General features: G+C 71.3%; 16 protein-coding genes and 1 other RNA gene. 8 read left to right on the plus strand and 9 right to left on the minus strand.

The window, feature by feature from the left end; genetic code table 11:
* Positions 1-5: 5 nt before the first annotated feature.
* Positions 6-1664 (plus strand): NERD domain-containing protein, encoded by a 1659-nt coding sequence (locus tag I601_RS13725; protein WP_068114945.1) that lies wholly within the window; start codon positions 6-8, stop codon positions 1662-1664.
* Positions 1665-2273: 609 nt separating this feature from the next.
* On the opposite strand, the gene rnpB is transcribed toward I601_RS13725, so the two are convergent.
* An RNA gene (gene rnpB / locus I601_RS13730) (RNase P RNA component class A) lies at positions 2274-2672 on the minus strand.
* 54 nt (positions 2673-2726) lie between these two features.
* On the opposite strand from rnpB, the gene I601_RS13735 reads away from it, so the two are divergent.
* On the plus strand, positions 2727-3146 hold the full coding sequence (locus tag I601_RS13735; protein WP_084527605.1) for a tetratricopeptide repeat protein: 420 nt from the start codon (positions 2727-2729) through the stop codon (positions 3144-3146).
* An 11-nt stretch (positions 3147-3157) separates the two neighbouring features.
* Here the strand turns inward: I601_RS13735 and map are convergent, their stop codons facing one another.
* The gene (gene map, locus I601_RS13740) at positions 3158-4006 is read right to left on the minus strand and encodes a type I methionyl aminopeptidase (protein ID WP_157520174.1); all 849 of its coding nucleotides are present in this window, start codon (positions 4004-4006) and stop codon (positions 3158-3160) included.
* Positions 4007-4051: 45 nt separating this feature from the next.
* Here map and I601_RS13745 point away from each other — a divergent pair, with 45 nt between their 5' ends.
* Complete coding sequence (locus I601_RS13745) at positions 4052-4264, plus strand: SPOR domain-containing protein (protein ID WP_068110735.1); 213 nt, start codon at positions 4052-4054, stop codon at positions 4262-4264.
* An 8-nt stretch (positions 4265-4272) separates the two neighbouring features.
* Positions 4273-4563, plus strand: a complete 291-nt coding sequence (locus I601_RS13750; protein ID WP_068110738.1) for a hypothetical protein — start codon at positions 4273-4275, stop codon at positions 4561-4563.
* 24 nt (positions 4564-4587) lie between these two features.
* On the opposite strand, the gene I601_RS13755 is transcribed toward I601_RS13750, so the two are convergent.
* From I601_RS13755 to I601_RS13770, 4 genes are all read right to left on the minus strand, one after another.
* Positions 4588-5727: a PQQ-dependent sugar dehydrogenase gene (locus tag I601_RS13755; RefSeq protein WP_068110741.1), complete on the minus strand. Its 1140-nt coding sequence runs from the start codon at positions 5725-5727 to the stop codon at positions 4588-4590.
* Between the two features lie 38 nt (positions 5728-5765).
* Positions 5766-6614, minus strand: coding sequence for a 3-methyl-2-oxobutanoate hydroxymethyltransferase (gene panB, locus I601_RS13760; protein WP_068110742.1), 849 nt, complete (start codon positions 6612-6614; stop codon positions 5766-5768).
* Between the two features lie 97 nt (positions 6615-6711).
* On the minus strand, positions 6712-7647 hold the full coding sequence (locus I601_RS13765) for a phosphotransferase (RefSeq protein ID WP_068110746.1): 936 nt from the start codon (positions 7645-7647) through the stop codon (positions 6712-6714).
* A gap of 22 nt (positions 7648-7669) precedes the next feature.
* Entirely contained in the window at positions 7670-8179 is a 510-nt protein-coding gene (locus tag I601_RS13770; protein WP_068110749.1) for a VOC family protein, read from the minus strand.
* A 59-nt stretch (positions 8180-8238) separates the two neighbouring features.
* On the opposite strand from I601_RS13770, the gene galE reads away from it, so the two are divergent.
* Together galE and I601_RS13780 are read left to right on the plus strand one after the other, a co-directional pair.
* Positions 8239-9252, plus strand: a complete 1014-nt coding sequence (gene galE / locus I601_RS13775; RefSeq protein ID WP_068110751.1) for a UDP-glucose 4-epimerase GalE — start codon at positions 8239-8241, stop codon at positions 9250-9252.
* A gap of 37 nt (positions 9253-9289) precedes the next feature.
* Positions 9290-11344 carry an NAD(+) synthase gene (locus I601_RS13780; RefSeq protein WP_068110753.1) on the plus strand — a complete coding sequence of 685 codons (2055 nt, stop codon included), beginning with the start codon at positions 9290-9292 and terminating at the stop codon, positions 11342-11344.
* Positions 11345-11383: 39 nt separating this feature from the next.
* On the opposite strand, the gene I601_RS13785 is transcribed toward I601_RS13780, so the two are convergent.
* The 3 genes from I601_RS13785 to I601_RS13795 all read right to left on the minus strand — a co-directional run bounded on the left by I601_RS13785 (position 11384) and on the right by I601_RS13795 (position 15040).
* Positions 11384-12868 (minus strand): PAS domain-containing sensor histidine kinase, encoded by a 1485-nt coding sequence (locus I601_RS13785; protein ID WP_157520177.1) that lies wholly within the window; start codon positions 12866-12868, stop codon positions 11384-11386.
* Between the two features lie 130 nt (positions 12869-12998).
* A complete protein-coding gene (locus tag I601_RS13790) occupies positions 12999-13859 on the minus strand; it encodes a JmjC domain-containing protein (RefSeq protein ID WP_068110757.1) in 861 nt (286 codons plus the stop codon).
* Positions 13856-15040: a GNAT family N-acetyltransferase gene (locus I601_RS13795; protein WP_169834705.1), complete on the minus strand. Its 1185-nt coding sequence runs from the start codon at positions 15038-15040 to the stop codon at positions 13856-13858. Before I601_RS13795 ends, I601_RS13790 begins: the two co-directional genes overlap by 4 nt.
* Before the next feature lie 172 nt (positions 15041-15212).
* Between I601_RS13795 and I601_RS21385 the strand changes: the two genes are divergently transcribed.
* Together I601_RS21385 and glnA are read left to right on the plus strand one after the other, a co-directional pair.
* Complete coding sequence (locus tag I601_RS21385; protein ID WP_068110763.1) at positions 15213-15833, plus strand: hypothetical protein; 621 nt, start codon at positions 15213-15215, stop codon at positions 15831-15833.
* 43 nt (positions 15834-15876) lie between these two features.
* Complete coding sequence (glnA, locus tag I601_RS13805) at positions 15877-17214, plus strand: type I glutamate--ammonia ligase (RefSeq protein WP_068110766.1); 1338 nt, start codon at positions 15877-15879, stop codon at positions 17212-17214.
* The last annotated feature ends 2 nt before the right edge of the window (positions 17215-17216 follow it).

The following is a 17216-nucleotide window of genomic DNA, read 5'->3' on the forward strand; positions in this document are numbered from 1 at the left end:
CCGACATGGTTCGACTGATCCCCGAGCAGCCGCGTTTCACGACCACCTCCGAGCAAGAGGTGTGGCGACTGCTGAAGGACGGACTTGGTCCCGACGACGTGCTGCTCGCGAACGTCCGACTCACTGATCGAGACAAGGACTACGAAGCCGATCTGATCGTGCTGATGCCAGACATTGGCATCGTGGTGCTCGAGGTCAAGGGCGGGAGCGTCTGGCACGACGAAAGCGGTTGGTGGCAAACCCGTCGTGGCAAGGACGATCGGATTGATCCAGTCGAGCAGGTCCGAACGTGCAAGTACGCCGTGCGCGACTACGTTGCTCGAGACCCGCGCTGGCAGCGACGGAACCACGTGGCCTGGGGCCACGCGGTGGTGACGCCATACTCAGAGTTCGCGGCCGACGCGGAGGCTCCGGATTGCCCCCGGTGGTCGCTCCACGACCGGGGCGACCAACCCGATCTGATCGACCGGCTGGTGACCAATGCGAAACTGTCGTGGCAAGGGAAGCTCCCCCCGACGTACGACGAGGTCGACCTGATCGTCGAGACCCTGGCAGGACGCCTGCAGACGTCGTACGACGTGAACGCCGACTCCGAGGACCGGGCGGCTGAGGCGGAACGCCTGACGCAAGAGCAGGCGACCCTGCTCAAGGTGACGCGTCTGCTGCACCGCGTCGAGGTGCGCGGCGGAGCCGGCAGCGGCAAGACGGTGCTCGCACTGCAGCAGGCCAGGGAGTTGACACGTGGCCACTCGGGTGAGCGCAAGGCCCAGCGCGTGGCGTTGATCTGCTACTCCATCGGTCTCGCGGAGTACCTCAAGCGGCAGGTGGCGGGCTGGCCACGAAACCACCGGCCGGCGTTCGTCGGCACCTTCCACGAGTACGGCAAGCAGTGGGGCGCGCCGGAGGGTGATCGCCAGGACAGTGCCTTCTGGGAGGAGACGCTGCCGGATCTGATGGGGGATCTTGCGGGGGCGCTCACTGACAACCTGAAGTACGATGCGGTGATCGTCGACGAGGCGCAGGACTTTGCCGACTCCTGGTGGCGCCCGGTGCTCAAGTCGCTTCGCGATGAGGACGAGAGCGGGCTCTACGTCTACTCCGATGAGAACCAACGCATCTTTGCTCGGTTCGGGCGTCCGCCGGTGCAGCTCATCCCGTTGGTCCTCGACCACAATCTCCGCAACACTCGACAGATCCACGATTGTTTCGGCCCTCTGGCGCCGAGCCGGATGTACGCCAGCGGGGGTGACGGTCCCGACGTGCGTTTCGTGCCTTCAGTCGCCGATGACGCTCTGAGCATCGCCGACGACGAGGTTGACTCGCTCATCGAGGCGGGATGGAAGCCGCAGAACATATGTCTGCTTACGACCGGTCACCGCCATCCGGAGCAAGGAGCCCAGACCGAGCGGCACGGTCACGTCGGGTACTGGCGCAGTTTCTGGGACGGTGACGACGTGTTCTACGGACACGTCCTCGGCAGCAAGGGGCTGGAGCGTCGCGCGGTCGTGCTCTGCCTCAACGAGACCGGCCAGCGCGATCGTGCCCGAGAACGGCTGTACGTCGGTATGTCCCGCGCAACCGACATGCTGGTCGTTGTCGGCGACCCGGACGTTATCCGTCGAGTCGGGGGAGACCAGGTGGCGAAGAGCCTCGGGATCGTGTGAACTGATGAACCAACTGCAGAACGAGCTGTGGAGTCGCTCAAAGCCGCCCTGGCGCCAACTCACCCCGACCTTCTGCGCGCGGTCGACTTGCGGCAGCGGCTTGCCGGACGATGAGGCTCAGGACCGTCCTGTCATTCTCCGAGTGACAGTCGATTGTCTAGGATCAGCACGAGCCCCTGGTGTGGCTAGGGGGCGGCCGTATTGAGTGCGCGTTGCCGCAGTGCTTGATGAAACTGGGATCGCACCAGTTGCGACAAACCCGCGCGCCCGAACCGCTCCGCTCTCGACGCTTCCATCCGGAACTCTGGCAACGCCGTCACCATCATCAATTGCGGCCCGGCCTCCCGTCGCGACTTGACTCTTGTCGATAGCCGCGATCGGACAGAAGCGACTGGCTGTGCTGGTTTCTTCGAGGCCGCGGGCGAGTCTCGAAGCGACTTGCCCGCACACCGCTGAACTGACTTGCACCGACGAGGTCGTGTAGCGCCTGCGGCCACGATTCGAACAGATCGTCTCGATGGTTGAAGACGCAAGAGTATTCTTGATGCGGACTATCTGCGGACTACAGCGGTGTCGTGATCACGTTTCCGCAGGTCAGGCCCGGTATTGCGAACGGGCTGGCCTGTAGGCCGGGTTCTGTCCCCGGACCTCTCGGACCGGGGGGCGACCATCCATCTACGCCCACCGTTGCCGATGGGCTCCAGCGGCCTACCCGTGTACTCGGGCGAGCAGCCCTCGAACGCACACGCGCCACCACGAGTGGTGGCTTCTTGACCTTGCTCCAGGTGGGGTTTGCCTAGCCGTCCGGGTCACCCCGGACGCTGGTGGGCTCTTACTCCACCGTTTCACCCTTGCCCCGTCCGGCCGGAGCCGGTCGTGGCGGTCTGTTCTCTGTGGCACTGTCCCGCAGGTTGCCCCGGGTGGGTGTTACCCACCACCTTGCCCTGTGGAGCCCGGACCTTCCTCGGCGCACCTCGAGAGGTACGACGCGGTCGCCCGGCCAGCCCGTCCGCGGTCCCAGGGTAGCGGAACAACCGGCCCACCCGTGCGCGTTGACCCGGCATGAGTGAGGAGACCCCGATCAAGGCCCCGCCGCTGCTCTTCCCCGGTCAGTGGGCCCCCGAGTCCGCCTACCGCGACGCCTACGACCTGCTGGCTCGCAACGCGCCCTCGCAGGCGCTGCACGTGCTGGAGCCGGCGCTGGAGCGCGAGCCCGACAACCGGGGACTCCGCTCGCTGCGCGCCTGGGCGTTCCTGGCCCGGGCGCAGCTCCAGCGCGCCGAGGAGGACCTGCGCGCGCTCGTCGAGGAGCAGCCCGACGACGTGTGGGCCCGCCACGCCCTCGGTCGCAGCCTCGAGCGCCAGAGCAAGTACGCCGAGGCGCTGGGCCACCTGCGCCTGGCCGCGGTGATGAGCGGCGACTACGACCACCAGGCCGACGTGCTGCGCGTCGAGCGCCGACTGGCCGGCGACGCGCAGTAGCGGGCGCCCCCTCAGGGGTTCGTCAGCACCTCGGCGCCGGTCGGCGTCACGAGCAGGGTGTGCTCGAACTGCGCCGAGCGGCGCAGGTCGGCGGTGACGACGGTCCAGCCGTCCTCCCACATCTCCCACTCGTGGGTGCCGAGGTTGAGCATCGGCTCGATCGTGAAGGTCATCCCGACCTCGATCAGGTCGTCGTGCTGCGGGTCGTCGTAGTGCGGCACGATCAGCCCGGAGTGGAAGTGCGTGCCGATGCCGTGACCGGTGAACTCGCGCACCACGCCGTACCCGTGACGTCGCGCGAAGGACTCGATGACGCGCCCGATCACGTTGATGCGCCGACCGGGCTTGACCGCCTTGATGCCGCGCTCCAGGGCCTCACGGGTGCGCTCGACCAGCAGCCGCGACTCCTCGTCGACCTCGCCGGCGAGGAAGGTGGCGTTGGTGTCGCCGTGCACCCCGTCGAGATAGGCGGTGATGTCGATGTTGACGATGTCGCCGTCCTCGACGACGCGGCTGTCGGGGATGCCGTGGCAGACCACCTCGTTGACGCTGGAGCACAGCGACTTGGGGAAGCCGCGGTAGCCCAGCGTCGAGGGGTAGGCGCCGTGGTCGCAGAGGAACTCGTGGCCGATGCGGTCGAGCTCGTCGGTGGTGATGCCGGGCGCGACGTGACGACCGACCTCCTCGCGGGCCTGGGCCGCGAGCCTGCCGGCGACGCGCATCTTCTCGATGGTCTCGGCGTCCTTGACCTCCGGCCCGGTGTACGGCGCCGGCGCGTCCTTGCCGACGTACTCGGGGCGCACGACGTGCGCGGGCACGGGTCGACGGGGGGAGAGGGTTGCGGGCGCCACAGGAGTCACGTCCACGGAGTCTAGGCGGGCCGCGGGCGGGCTAGGGTCTGGGTCATGAGCGAAGGTGGCAAGCCCGACGAGTACTGGTTCTGCGTCAAGCACCACCGGGTCGAGACGGCGGACGGAGGCCTGTGCCGCATCAAGCACCGCCTCGGGCCCTACTCGACCCGGGCCGAGGCCGAGCAGGCGCTCGAGAACGCCGAGGCACGCAACGAGGAGTGGGAGGAAGAGGACGAGCGCTGGAACGACGCCGACCTCGAGGACTGAGCCCTCCGATGGCCCGGACCCGTCGTACCCGTGCTCGACCGCGCCCCGACGCCGCCTCCCCGTGGCCGTTCGTCGGCATGGTGGGGATGGCCACGACCTTCTTCCTGTACGCCGCCAGCGCACCCTTCACGCCCTGGTGGGTGCAGGTCCTGATGCTGGTGTGGTGGGCGTTCTGCCTGCTCGTCGCCTCCGCCTGGTTCACCCTGCACCCACGCTGGGTGCCGTGGGTGGCAGTCGTCTCGGCCGTGTCGTGGTTCCTCGTCGTGATCCCGGGCGGGATCTGGCTCGGCTGGGAGTGAGCCGGTCGACCCGTCGGTCGGCTCCTACCGGGGTCGCACCCGCAGGACCCGGTCGGTGCCGCTCCCGTTGTCGGTGAGCAGGAGCAGGCTGCCGTCGGTGTCCTGCACCACGGTGCGGATGCGGCCGTGCTGCTGCAGCGCCTGCGGGGTGCGGCGCCCGTCGAGACGGCCGCGGGAGTCGAAGTCGAGGAACAGCACCTGCTGGTCCTTCAGCACCGCCACGGCCAGGTCGCCGCGCAGCGCGCCCCACTGCTTGCCGCTCACGAACGTGGCGCCCCCGGGGGCGACGGTGGGGTTGCCCGAGCGCCAGCGCGCCCGGTGCTGGCGCCCGGGCAGCGAGCGGTCGGTCATCGGCACCTGCTCGTCGTAGCCGGGCACCGGGTGCCAGCCGTAGTCGCCGCCCCGGACCAGCCGGTTCACCTCGTCGTCGCGGAAGCTGCCGTGCTCGACCGACCACAGCGAGCCGTCGCGGCGCTGGGCGAGGCCCTGGACGTTGCGGTGGCCGTAGGTGAACACGTACCGCTTCCGCGCGTTCGTGGCTCCCGAGAAGCGGTTGCCCGGCCACGGCTCGCCGGTGCGGCGGTCCAGGCGCAGCGTCTTGCCGCCCAGGGAGGTCAGGTCGCGGGGGTTGGTGCCGGTCGCGGCGTCACCGGTGCCGACCAGCAGGGCGCCGTTGTCGGCCACCAGCAGCCGGCAGCCGCCGTGCCGCCCCGTCGTCGCCGGCAGCCCGGTCAGCAACGGGCCACGGCGCTTGGCGCGGGTGGCGCGCTGGTTGAGCTTCCACGCCATCACCCGCACGTCGTGCCCACCGCTGGACCTGGTCGCGCCCTGGCAGGTGTAGAAGCGACGGTTGCGCTCGAACCCGGGGTCGGCGACCAGGCCGAGCAGCCCGGTCTCGCCGGAGACCCAGACCCGGCGGCTCGGGAAGGCCAGCCGGCGCAGTGTGCCGTCGGCGTCCAGCAGCGAGACCGTGGCCCGGTCGCGCTGGGTCAGCAGGTACTCCCCGCCGCCGATGGGGGCGATGTCCCACGGGTGGTCGAGGCCCTCGACGACCGTGGTGACCCGCAGCGACGGGACCGCGCGCTGCGGCACCGATCCGGCGGGTCCGGCCAGCAGCGCGCCGGAGACGGCGATGACGAGACCCAGCAGCAGTGGACGGCGCATCGCCCCACGGTACGGCGCTCCAACCCTCCCGGCGAGGCTCAGAACGTGTGCTCGGGCCCCGGGAACGTGCCGGCCCTGACGTCGGCCGCGTAGGCGCGCGCGCCCTCGAGGAGCACGCTGTGCACGTCGGCGTACTGCTTGACGAAGCGCGCCATCCGGCCGGTGCGCAGACCGAAGGCGTCCTGCCAGACCAGCACCTGGCCGTCGCAGCCGTTGCCGGCGCCGATGCCGATGGTCGGGATGCTCAGCTCGCGGCTCACCTCGGCGGCGACGTCGCCGGGCACCATCTCCATGACGACCGCGAACGCGCCGGCCTCCTGGACGGCGAGCGCGTCGCGACGCAGCCGCTCGGCGGTCTCGCCGCGGCCCTGGACCCGGTAGCCGCCCAGGGCGTGCTCGGACTGGGGGGTGAAGCCGATGTGGGCGATGACCGGGATGCCGCCCTGGGTGAGCTTCTCGATGACCGGCACCATCTCGACACCGCCCTCGAGCTTCACGCAGTGCGCGCCCGCCTCCTTCATGAACCGCACCGCGGTCAGGTAGCCCTGCTCGGGCGAGGCCTGGTAGCTGCCGAACGGCAGGTCGCCCACCACCATCGCGCGCCGCGCCGCGCCGGCGACCGCGCGGGTCAGGGGGAGGAGCTCGTCGACGGTGATGGGGAGCGACGTCTCGTTGCCGAGCACGTTGTTGGAGGCGGAGTCGCCGACCAGGAGCAGGTCGATGCCGGCCTCGTCGAAGGTCGCGGCCGTGTACATGTCGTACGCCGTCAGCATCGTGATCTTCTCGCCGCGCTCCTTCATCTCGCGCAGGTGGTGCGTGCGGAGCCGCTTGACGGGAGCCGGCTGCGCCGGGGCACCGGTGCCGTAGGGGGCGGTCTCTTCGCTCATCGTCGCGCTCCTCGGTGCATCTCGCGGCTCCCTGCTGGAGTCCACGGACTGGTGCCAGGCTAGGCCCGCGAGGCGGTCGGGGCCGACGTGGCGCTGCTCACGTGTCGTACGCCGCACCAGGGCGGGTCAGCGCGAAGCGCAGGGCCGTGAGGGCCTCGACGTCGTCGCGGTCCCCGGTGTGGGCGGGCGCGAACCGGGCGGCCAGCTGGTCGATCTCGTCGAGGCGCCACTCGAGGTCGAACAGCTCCAGCATCAGCGGGTCGGCGTCCACCAGGTCGGCGTGCCCGGCGTCGACCAGGATGCGCAGGTCGCGCTCGGGCGGGGCGACCCGCAGCGACTCCCAGTCGACGAGCAGCAGCCGGCCGGTGAGGGAGCGCAGCTGGTTGCGGCTGTGCGGCTCCCCGTGGGTGGCCACCCAGGCCCGGTCCCGCGCCGTCGCCGCGAGCGTGTGGTAGCGCTCGGTCCAGGCCTCGACGTCGGTGACGTGCGCGCGCAGGAGGTCCTGTGCCGGGGCCGCCATGGGCCCGGTCGACCAGGTCGGTGCCAGTTGCTCGGCGAGGTCGGAGGCGAAGGACGCCGGCACGAGCTGAGCCCAGGCGGGCACCCCGGCTGCAGGACGCGCCGCGTGCAGCCGACGCAGGGTGCGGGCGGTCGCCTCGGCATCGGCCCGGGTCGCCGGGGGACCGTCACCGGCCCGCTCGCCCCACACCCACGGCGTCACGCTGAGCGCCCCGTCGGCCAACGGGACCGTGTAGCGACCGGCGAGGGTCGGCAACCCCGCCACGACCGCGTCGACGGCGAAGGCCAGCGCCGCGGCGCCGGCGTACGCGCCCTCGAGGGAGGTGGCGTCGTGCCGCGCGCCGAGCCGGTCGAGGGTGACGAAGAGCCGCGGGGCGCCGCGCGAGGTGGCCTGCCAGTGGTGTCCACCGGACCCCATGGGGAGGTGGGTGACCGCGTCGACCTCGGCCGACCAGTGCGCGCGCACCGTCGCCAGGACCTCGGTGTCCGAGACGTGCTCGGGCTGCTCGTGCACGTGGTTCCTCGCTGGTGGTGGCTCAGGTGCTGGGGTCGTGCGCCGCGTCGGCGGCGGCCTCGAGGTCGGTGACCACGATCCGGCGCATGCCCAGCATGGCGCGCGTGGCCGCCTGGGCGCGAGCAGGGTCGGGGTCGGCGACCAGCTCGTAGAGGCGCGCCGGCACGACCTGCCACGACAGCCCGAACCGGTCCTTGACCCAGCCGCACATCGATTCCTCCCCGCCGTCGACCAGGGCGTCCCAGTAGTGGTCGACCTCGGCCTGGTCGGCGCAGGAGATCGCGAAGGAGACCGCCTCGGTGAACGGGAAGGCCGGGCCCCCGTTGATGCCGCGGAAGACCACCCCGTCCAGGGTGAACTCGCCGGCCATCACCGAGCCGGGCTCGCCGGGACCGGCGTCGCCGTACCGGGTCAGGTGGCCGATGGAGGACCGCGGGAAGAGCGAGGTGTAGAACGCGGCCGCCTCCTCGAGCTGGTCGTCGAACCACAGGCACGGGCTGATGCGGGACGAGGTGCGGGTCGATGGGGTCATGCCAGGACGACCGGTGGCGCGAGGAGGACTCATCGCCCGCGGCGGGTTAAGTTGCGCCCATGCGCGTTCTCGTCTCCGGCGGTGCCGGCTACATCGGTTCACACACTGTCCTCGCCCTCATCGAGGCCGGTCACGACGTCGTCGTCGTCGACGACTTCTCCAACGCGAAGCCGACGGTGGTCGCGCGGCTCGAGTCGTTGTCGGGACGGCACATCCCCGTGCACGCCTTCGACCTGACTGACGCCGACAAGACCTCGCACCTCTTCGCGACCGAGCAGATCGACGCGGTCATCCACTTCGCCGGCTTCAAGGCCGTGGGCGAGAGCGTCGCGAAGCCGCTGGACTACTACGAGAACAACCTCGGCTCCACGTTCTCCCTGGTGCGCGCCATGCAGCGCCACGGCGTGCACAAGCTGGTGTTCTCCTCCAGCGCCACCGTCTACGGCACCGACCAGGCCGGCGCCACCGAGGACCGGCCCACCTTCGCCACCAACCCCTATGGCTGGACCAAGGTGATGCAGGAGCAGATCCTCAGCGACATCGCGGCCGCCGACCCCGACTCGCGCTTCGCGCTGCTGCGCTACTTCAACCCCGTCGGCGCGCACCCCTCCGGGACGATCGGGGAGGACCCCAGCGACGTCCCCAACAACCTGATGCCCTACATCGCCCAGGTCGCGGTGGGTCGCCGGGAGAAGTTGCAGGTCTTCGGCGACGACTACGACACCGTCGACGGCACCGGTGTGCGCGACTACATCCACGTCGAGGACCTCGCCGCCGGACACGTCGCCGCCCTCGAGGCGCTCGGCACGACCACGGAGCCGGTCAACACCTGGAACCTGGGCTCGGGGCGCGGCACCAGCGTGCTGGAGCTGCTGCACGCCTTCGAGCGCGCGGTCGGGCGCGAGCTGCCCTACGAGGTCGTGGCGCGGCGCGCCGGCGACGTGGCAGCGTCGTACGCCGACCCCACGAAGGCGAACACCGAGCTCGGGTGGCGCACCGTCAAGACCGTCGACGAGATGTGCGCCGACACGTGGCGCTGGCAGTCGCAGAACCCCGACGGCTACCCCGACTGACGCCCGATCGACCCGTCCGGGCTGACACACTGGCCTCGTGGACTTCTACAACGCCTACGAGCACGGCTTCGCCCGCGTCGCGGCGTGCACCCTGACGGTGGCGATCGCCGATCCGGCGACCAACGCCGCACGGGTGCTCGAGCAGGCCCGCCTGTGCCACGACGACGGTGTCGCGGTCGCGGTCTTCCCCGAGCTGTGCCTGTCGGGCTACGCCATCGACGACCTGCTGCTGCAGGACGTGCTCCTGGACGCTGTCGAGGACGCCGTCGCGGCAGTGGTCGAGGGCTCGCGCGACCTCACCCCGGTGCTGGTCGTCGGTGCGCCGCTGGTGGTCGACGGTCGGGTGCTGAACTGTGCGGTCGTCGTGCACCGCGGCGAGGTGCTCGGGGTGTCGCCGAAGTCCTACCTGCCGACCTACCGCGAGTTCTACGAGCGCCGCCACTTCGCCCCGGGTGACGACCGCCGCGGCGGCTCCGTGAGCGTGGCCGGCCGCTCGGTGCCCTTCGGTCCCGACCTGCTGTTCTCGGCCGCCGACGTGCCCGGTCTGGTGCTGCACGTCGAGGTCTGCGAGGACATGTGGGTGCCCGTCCCGCCCTCGGCGGAGGCCGCTCTGGCCGGTGCCACGGTGCTGGCCAACCTCTCCGGCAGCCCGATCACGGTGGCCCGCGCCGAGGACCGGCGCCTGCTCGCGCGCAGCGCCAGCCAGCGCTGCCTGGCGGCGTACGTCTATGCGGCGGCGGGGGCGGGGGAGTCCTCCACCGACCTGGCCTGGGACGGCCAGACGATCATCTACGAGATGGGCGAGCTGCTGGCCGAGGGGGAGCGCTTCCTCGACGAGCCGTGCCGCACCCTCGCCGACGTCGACCTCGACCACCTGCGCCAGGAACGGCTGCGCACCGGCACCTTCGACGACAACCGGCGCACCCATGCCGCTCGTACGGCGGACTTCCGCACGGTGCGCTTCGAGCTCGCCCCGCCCGCGGGGGACCTGGGGCTGCGGCGCAAGGTCGACCGCTTCCCGTTCGTGCCCGACGAGCCCGAGCGGCTCGCGCTCGACTGCTACGAGGCCTACAACATCCAGGTCTACGGCCTCGAGCAGCGGATGCTGGCGATGAGCAGCGAGCGGTGGGCGCCCAAGGCCGTGATCGGGGTCAGCGGTGGTCTGGACTCCACCCACGCGCTGATCGTCGCGGCCCGGGCGATGGACCGGCAGGGCCGCCCGCGCAGCGACGTGCTGGCCTTCACGATGCCCGGCTTCGCGACCACCAGCACGACGAAGGACTACGCGACCCGGCTGTGCCGCTCGCTGGGGGTCAGCTTCGAGGAGATCGACATCCGGCCGGCCGCCGAGCAGATGCTCGACGACCTCGACCACCCCTACTCCGAGGGCGAGCAGGTCTACGACGTCACCTTCGAGAACGTGCAGGCGGGGCTGCGCTACGACTACCTCTTCCGCCTCGCCAACCACCGCGGCGGGCTCGTCGTCGGCACCGGTGACCTCTCCGAGCTGGCGCTGGGCTGGTGCACGTACGGCGTCGGCGACCAGATGTCGCACTACAACGTCAACGCCGGCGTGCCGAAGACCCTGATCCAGCACCTGATCCGCTGGGTGGCCGACAGCGGGCAGTTCGAGGACGAGACCAACGAGGTGCTGCGCGAGATCCTCGCGCTGGAGATCACCCCGGAGCTGATCCCGGCCACCGAGGACGCCCCCGAGCAGCGCACCGAGGACTCGGTGGGCCCCTACTCGCTGCAGGACTTCACGCTCTTCCACGTCCTGCGCCGCGGCTACCGCCCCAGCAAGATCGCCTTCCTGGCCTGGCACGCCTGGCGCGACGCCGCCGTCGGCGAGTGGCCGCCCGGCTTCCCCGAGGACAAGCGGGGCGACTACGACCTGGCCACCATCCGGCACTGGCTCGTGGTGTTCGTGCGCCGCTTCTTCGCCAGCCAGTTCAAGCGCTCGGCGCTGCCCAACGGGCCCAAGGTCAGCGCCGGCGGGACCATGTCGCCGCGCGGTGACTGGCGGATGCCCTCGGACGCCTCGCCCGCTGCGTGGCTCGCCGAGATCGACGCCCGCGTCCCCCCGGCCTGACCCGGCGCGCCACCTTCGTCGGGTCGCGGTGCGCGGGGCTCAGGTGAGCAGGGCGCCGGGGAGCCGGACGTGGAAGCTGCTGCCGCGGCCCGGCTCGCTGTCGACGGTGATGGTGCCGCCGTGCGCGTCGACGATGGAGCGCACGATGGTCAGCCCCAGACCGGTGCCCGGGGTGTGGCGGTCCAGCGCACCGCTGCCGCGGAAGAACCGGGTGAAGACCTGGGCGGCCTCCGCGGCACTCATCCCGATGCCTGAGTCGTGCACGCCCAGCTCGAGGGTGTCGTCGACGGAGCCCAGGCGGAGGGTGGTCTCGCCCCCGGGCTCGGTGTACTTGATGGCGTTCGAGACCAGGTTGTCGACCACCTGGCGCAGGCGCTGGGCGTCGACCAGCGCTTCGAGCGCGTCGGGGAGGTCGGCCACGACCGTGACTCCTCCGGCGTCGGCGGCCGGGCCCGCAGCCTCCAACGCCTCCTCGACCAGGCACACGACGTCCACCGAGTCACGTTCGATCTCCAGCGACCCGGCGTGCGCCTGCGCCACGTGCAGCAGGTCGGAGACCAGCGAGCGCAGCCGCAACGCGTTGCGTCGTACGACGTCGAGCTGGCGGCGCACCTGGGGCGTCAGGTCCTCGGACTCGGTGAGCATCTCGAGGTGACCCAGCACCGCGGTCAGGGGGGTGCGCAGCTCGTGCGAGACCGAGGCGACGAACTCGTCCTTCACCGCCAGTGCCCGCATCAGGTCCGTGACCTCCTGGTAGGCGAGCGTGGCGCCGCGGCGCTCCCCGGTGGGGGTGCGGACCTGGCGGACCGAGGTCGAGAACGCCGAGCGGGTGAGCGGGTCGTCGCCGACCCAGTAGAGGAAGTCGTCGAACTCCTCCCCGTCGGCGGCGCGCCACGAGGGCATCTCCTCCTGGGTCAGCAGGGTCTTGCCGTCGGGGTGGTAGACGTGCCCGAGCTGGCCGGCCCGTCCGTCGTGGCCGTCGGGGAACGGGAGCCGCAGGGTCTCCCGGTGGCGCCGGTTGGACCGCTCGTAGCGGCCGTCGGCGTCGATGAGCAGCAGACCGACGTTGACGGTGTCGAAGATCGCGCTCAGTGTGCTGCGCTCGCGCTCGAGCTCGGCGACGGTCTCCTCGAGGTGGGCTCGTCGCTCGTGCTCCTCGCTGACGTCGAGGATCTGCGAGATGAAGTGCAGTGGCCGGCCAGCATCGTCGCGCATCAGCGCCACCGAGAGGTCGCTCCAGAGCACGCTGCCGTCGGGGCGCAGGTAGCGCTTGTGCAGGCGGTAGCTGTCGATCTCCCCGGCCAGGGTGCGCTCGAACTGCTCCAGGTCGGTCTCGAGGTCGTCCGGGTGCGTGATGTCCTGGAAGGTCATCGCATGCAACGTGTCGGCGTCGCGGCCCAGCATCGTGCAGGCGGCGCGGTTGACCATCATGAGCAGCCCGTCGAGCCCGACGAGCGCCATCCCGATCGGGGAGTGCTGGAGGGTGAGTCGCCACAGGGCGGCATCGCCCTTGCCTGACTCCACCGCGTCCACCCCTCGCTCCGGCCCCGCTCACACCGTAGGGCGAGGACCGTCCTTCTGGGCCGGCTCAGCGAAACATTTGCGCCGGGTCGACGAGATATCTGGGCCGGATCGACGAGATATCTGGGCCGGGTCAGCGGGAGCGGCGTACGGCGGCCTTGGCCTTCTCGGCCACGCTCATGGCCGTCGCCTTCGTCCGGTCGACCGCGGGGCGGGTGCCGGGGGCGGCGGGGGAGAGCCCGGCGCGGCGCAGGTGGGTGTTGGCGCGCAGCACCTTGACCTCGTCGGCCAGGGCACGGCTGCGCCAGGTGACCGACAGCGAGATCGACAGCGCCGGGCCGTTGACGACCTTGTGCTGGGTGTAGGGCGGCACGTAGATCCCGTCGCCCGGCTCGAGGTGGTGCTCGACCGGGTCCTCGATGTCGTGCTGGAGGTTGCGGTGCCCGCCCCCGACGAGGCGCTCGGCCTCGGCGGCACGCGCGTCGGGGGTGGCCCAGCTGCCGGTCACCATCGTCTTGGTGCCCTGCACCTGCAGCAGCACGTTGTGCTCGGGGTCGATGTGCGAGGGAGTCATCGAGCCGGGGGCGGAGAGGAACACGAAGCCCTCCCGCTTGTACGCCTGACCGGGCCCCGAGACGAGGTCCTCGATCTCGTCGAGGCAGGAGTCGAGCAGCGCGCTGTAGGCCGGGTCCTGCTCGACGTTCTTGACGACGCACCACGCGCCGTTGGTCTCGAGGCCGAGGATCATCTCGCGCAGGCCCTCGGGACCGACCTCCAGGCGCGGGGCCCGGCCGTCGGCGACGACGTCGGGCAGCGCGCCGACGTTGTGCTCGATGCTGTCGGCCGGCAGCGAGACGGCGAGGTCGGCGAGCGCCTCGAGCGTGAGCAGGGCGTGGGAGCGCAGCGCGTGGGTCACCTCCTGCGGCTGTCCGGTCTCGCCGGCGGTGCGCAGGGAGCGGACGGACTGCTCGTCGAGGTGCAGCAGGCTGGTCATGGGTGGTCCTCTCGTTGACGGGTCGGGGCCCGGTGGCGGCGCACGGCGCCGGCGAGGCGGGTCACGGTGTGCGCCCACCGCACGGCGAGCGCGCCGCGGTGCGGTCCCAGCGAGACCGCCAGGGTCACCAGACAGCGGTCGTCGCCGTGCAGGCGCCGGGCCATGGGGTGGTCGGGCTCCGCGCAGGTGTCGACCAGCGCGGCGCCGGAGGTGTGGAAGCGGGAGAGCTGCTCGAGGTAGAGCAGCAGGCCGGGGGAGTACGCCGCGTGCTGCTCGTCGTAGGCGATCTTGAAGGTGAACAGCGCGTCACCGGAGCGCAGGTTGACCACCATCGCCACCGGGCCGCCCTCGTGGCCCTGCAGCGCGAGCACCTCGAGGCGCCCGTCGGCGGCGAGTGCTCTGCAGGACTCGAGGAAGAAGGCCCGCTCCGCGGGGTTCGCGGCGAACGCGCCCCCGTCGGTGCCCTTCCAACCGGCGGCCTCGAGCCCCAGGAACTGCTCCAGCGCCGCCTCGACGGCCGGCGCGGTCGCACCGTCGACCAGGTCGACCAGGTCGAGTCCACCGCCGACGGCCTCGTCGAGTCGACGACGCACCCGGCGCAGCTCCTTGCGACGACGCCCGGAGAGCCGCTGCGCGGCGTAGTCGTCGTGCTCGTGGCGGTGCGTCACCGGACGCACCCGCTCCTCCAGGCGGCGCGAGGTGAGCCCGAGCCCGCGGGCCGCGGCCTCCACGTCCTGGACCACGTCCAGGTCGGTGAGGGGCAGCACGAACCACGCGTCCCCGCCGGCGGCCAGGTCACGCAGCGCCGAGCGCCAGCCCCGCTGGTGCAGCCCGGGCGCGACGAGCGGCGTACCGAGGAAGTGGTGGGTGTGCTGCCACGCGACCGTGGCGCGCACCGGGTTGCGGGGCACCCGGTGCCCGGTCGTCACCGGCAGCAGCAGCTCGAGCCGGTCCTCGGTGCCCCCGGTCAGCAGCCGCGCGCCGCCCGGTGGCGGCAGGTGGCGCAGTGCAGGCAGCAGCACGTCGGGGTCCAGGAACGGGTTGGCGTGGCGGGCGGAGCGGACCAGGTCGCGCCAGGCGCGCTCGCCGCCCGGAGCGTCGACCAGGGCGGCGGCGTCGACCAGGGCCGGCAGCCGTCCCGCACCAGCGGGTACGGCAGGGCGGTCGACGGTGGTGCTCACCTCGGGCTGGTGCCCGGACCACGCGACGAGCAAACGGATCGGCTCCTCGCCGGACCGGTGGTCCAGACCAGTGTCGGTGCGACCTCCGCACCCCTCACCACGCAACCAGATGCCGAGGCGGTGCGTAGACCAGGGGACACCGCACCCACCCACAGCCCGCAGGAGGCTCCCCGTGCGCCACTCGATCCACACCGTCCTCGCCGTCTCGGCCGCCGTCGCGGCGACCCTCGTCACCGGCGGCGCCACGGGCGCCCGGGCCGGCACCCCCGGCACCCCAGGCACCCCCGGCACCGGCGACGGCACCACCCGGGTGGTGCTGCCGATCGAGGACTGCCACGGCTGCCGCGTGCAGGTCTACTCGGGTCTCGCGACCGACGACCCCGCCGAGCCGCGGCTCTGGGCCTCGTTGGAGAAGCGGGTCCGCGACGGCAAGGTCGCCTTCGCGGTGCCCAGCTCGCGCACCCCCGGCATGTCGGTGGTGGTCCGCGCGCCCTGGGAGGGCCACACCGGCTACGACACGACCGTCGTGTTCCGGTACGCCGGCCTCACGGCGGGCGAGCACGTCGACACCGAGGTCGCCCGTACCAAGCACCGCGCCAGCGGCTGCTTCGAGGGCACCTCGCGCGACAAGGTCACCCTGCCCGTCGTCGTGAGCCGGGTACAGGTGCCCGGCGTGCACGGCCCCGTCGCCGGCACCCTGGCCCACCTGGCCACCACCACCCCGTGGCTCGCACCGATGCGCCGGGTCCACGAGGGGGTGCTGGGCTCCCAGGACGTCACCGTCTGCCGGTGAGGCCCTCGGGGGCGCCGGGAGCGGCCACGACTAGGCTCCCCCCATGGGCAAGCAGGAAGACTTCGTTCTCCGCGCACTCGAGGAGCGGGACGTCCGGTTCGTGCGGTTGTGGTTCACCGACGTGCTGGGCTCGCTGAAGTCGGTGGCGGTGGCCCCGGCTGAGCTCGAGAACGCCTTCGACGAGGGCATCGGGTTCGACGGCTCCGCCATCGAGGGCTTCGCGCGCGTCTTCGAGTCGGACATGCTCGCCAAGCCCGACCCCTCGACGTTCCAGATCCTCCCGTGGCGTGAGGAGGGCCCGGCGACGGCGCGGATGTTCTGCGACATCGAGATGCCCGACGGCACCCCGTCGTACGCCGACCCGCGCCACGTCCTGAAGCGCACGCTGAGCAAGGCGGCCGAGAAGGGCTTCACCTTCTACACCCACCCCGAGATCGAGTTCTACCTCTTCAAGGGCCTCCCCGAGGCCGGGGCGGAGCCGGTGCCGGTCGACCGCACCGGCTACTTCGACCACACCGCCCAGTCCGAGGGCGCCGACTTCCGCCGCCAGGCGATCACGATGCTCGAGCAGATGGGCATCTCGGTGGAGTTCAGCCACCACGAGGCCGGCCCCGGGCAGCAGGAGATCGACCTGCGCTACGCCGACGCCCTGTCCACGGCCGACAACATCATGACCTTCCGCACCGTGATCCGGGAGGTGGCGATGAGCCAGGGCATCTGGGCCAGCTTCATGCCCAAGCCGTTCACGACGCACCCCGGCTCCGGCATGCACACCCACCTCAGCCTCTTCGAGGGTGACGAGAACGCCTTCTACGAGGCGGGCGCGCAGTACCAGCTCTCCACCACCGGGCGCCGCTTCATCGCCGGCATCCTCGAGCACGCCCCCGAGATCTCGGTCGTGACCAACCAGTGGGTCAACTCCTACAAGCGGATGATGTTCGGCGGCGAGGCCCCGTCCTACATCTGCTGGGGCCACAACAACCGCTCGGCGATGATCCGGGTGCCGATGTACAAGCCGCTCAAGGGCCAGTCGACCCGGGTCGAGCTGCGCACCATCGACGCCGCCTGCAACCCCTACCTCGCCTACGCCGTGGTGCTCGCCGCCGGCATGAAGGGCATCGAGGAGGGCTACGAGCTGCCGCGCGAGGCCGAGGACGACGTGTGGTCTCTGACCGAGCGCGAGCGCACCAGCCTGGGCATCAAGCCGCTGCCGAAGAACCTCAACGACGCGATCACGATCGCCGAGGACTCCGAGCTGCTGGCCGAGACCCTGGGCGAGCAGGTCTTCGACTTCTTCCTGCGCAACAAGCGCGCCGAGTGGGACGAGTACCGCGGCCAGGTCTCCGCCTTCGAGCGCGACCGCATGCTCCCGGTCATCTGAGC

It is taken from the genome of Nocardioides dokdonensis FR1436 (genome assembly GCF_001653335.1).
Classification (GTDB): Bacteria; Actinomycetota; Actinomycetes; order Propionibacteriales; family Nocardioidaceae; genus Nocardioides; species Nocardioides dokdonensis.

What these genes read in the sequence shown, in the direction of transcription:
- glnA (WP_068110766.1), top strand. Translation starts at nt 15,877, where the DNA reads ATGGGCAAGCAGGAAGACTTCGTTCTCCGCGCACTCGAGGAGCGGGAC.
- panB (WP_068110742.1), bottom strand. Translation starts at nt 6,614, where the DNA reads ATGAGCGAAGAGACCGCCCCCTACGGCACCGGTGCCCCGGCGCAGCCG.
- I601_RS13745 (WP_068110735.1), top strand. Translation starts at nt 4,052, where the DNA reads ATGAGCGAAGGTGGCAAGCCCGACGAGTACTGGTTCTGCGTCAAGCAC.
- I601_RS13770 (WP_068110749.1), bottom strand. Translation starts at nt 8,179, where the DNA reads ATGACCCCATCGACCCGCACCTCGTCCCGCATCAGCCCGTGCCTGTGG.
- I601_RS13735 (WP_084527605.1), top strand. Translation starts at nt 2,727, where the DNA reads ATGAGTGAGGAGACCCCGATCAAGGCCCCGCCGCTGCTCTTCCCCGGT.
- I601_RS13725 (WP_068114945.1), top strand. Translation starts at nt 6, where the DNA reads ATGGTTCGACTGATCCCCGAGCAGCCGCGTTTCACGACCACCTCCGAG.
- galE (WP_068110751.1), top strand. Translation starts at nt 8,239, where the DNA reads ATGCGCGTTCTCGTCTCCGGCGGTGCCGGCTACATCGGTTCACACACT.
- I601_RS13790 (WP_068110757.1), bottom strand. Translation starts at nt 13,859, where the DNA reads ATGACCAGCCTGCTGCACCTCGACGAGCAGTCCGTCCGCTCCCTGCGC.
- I601_RS13755 (WP_068110741.1), bottom strand. Translation starts at nt 5,727, where the DNA reads ATGCGCCGTCCACTGCTGCTGGGTCTCGTCATCGCCGTCTCCGGCGCG.
- I601_RS13750 (WP_068110738.1), top strand. Translation starts at nt 4,273, where the DNA reads ATGGCCCGGACCCGTCGTACCCGTGCTCGACCGCGCCCCGACGCCGCC.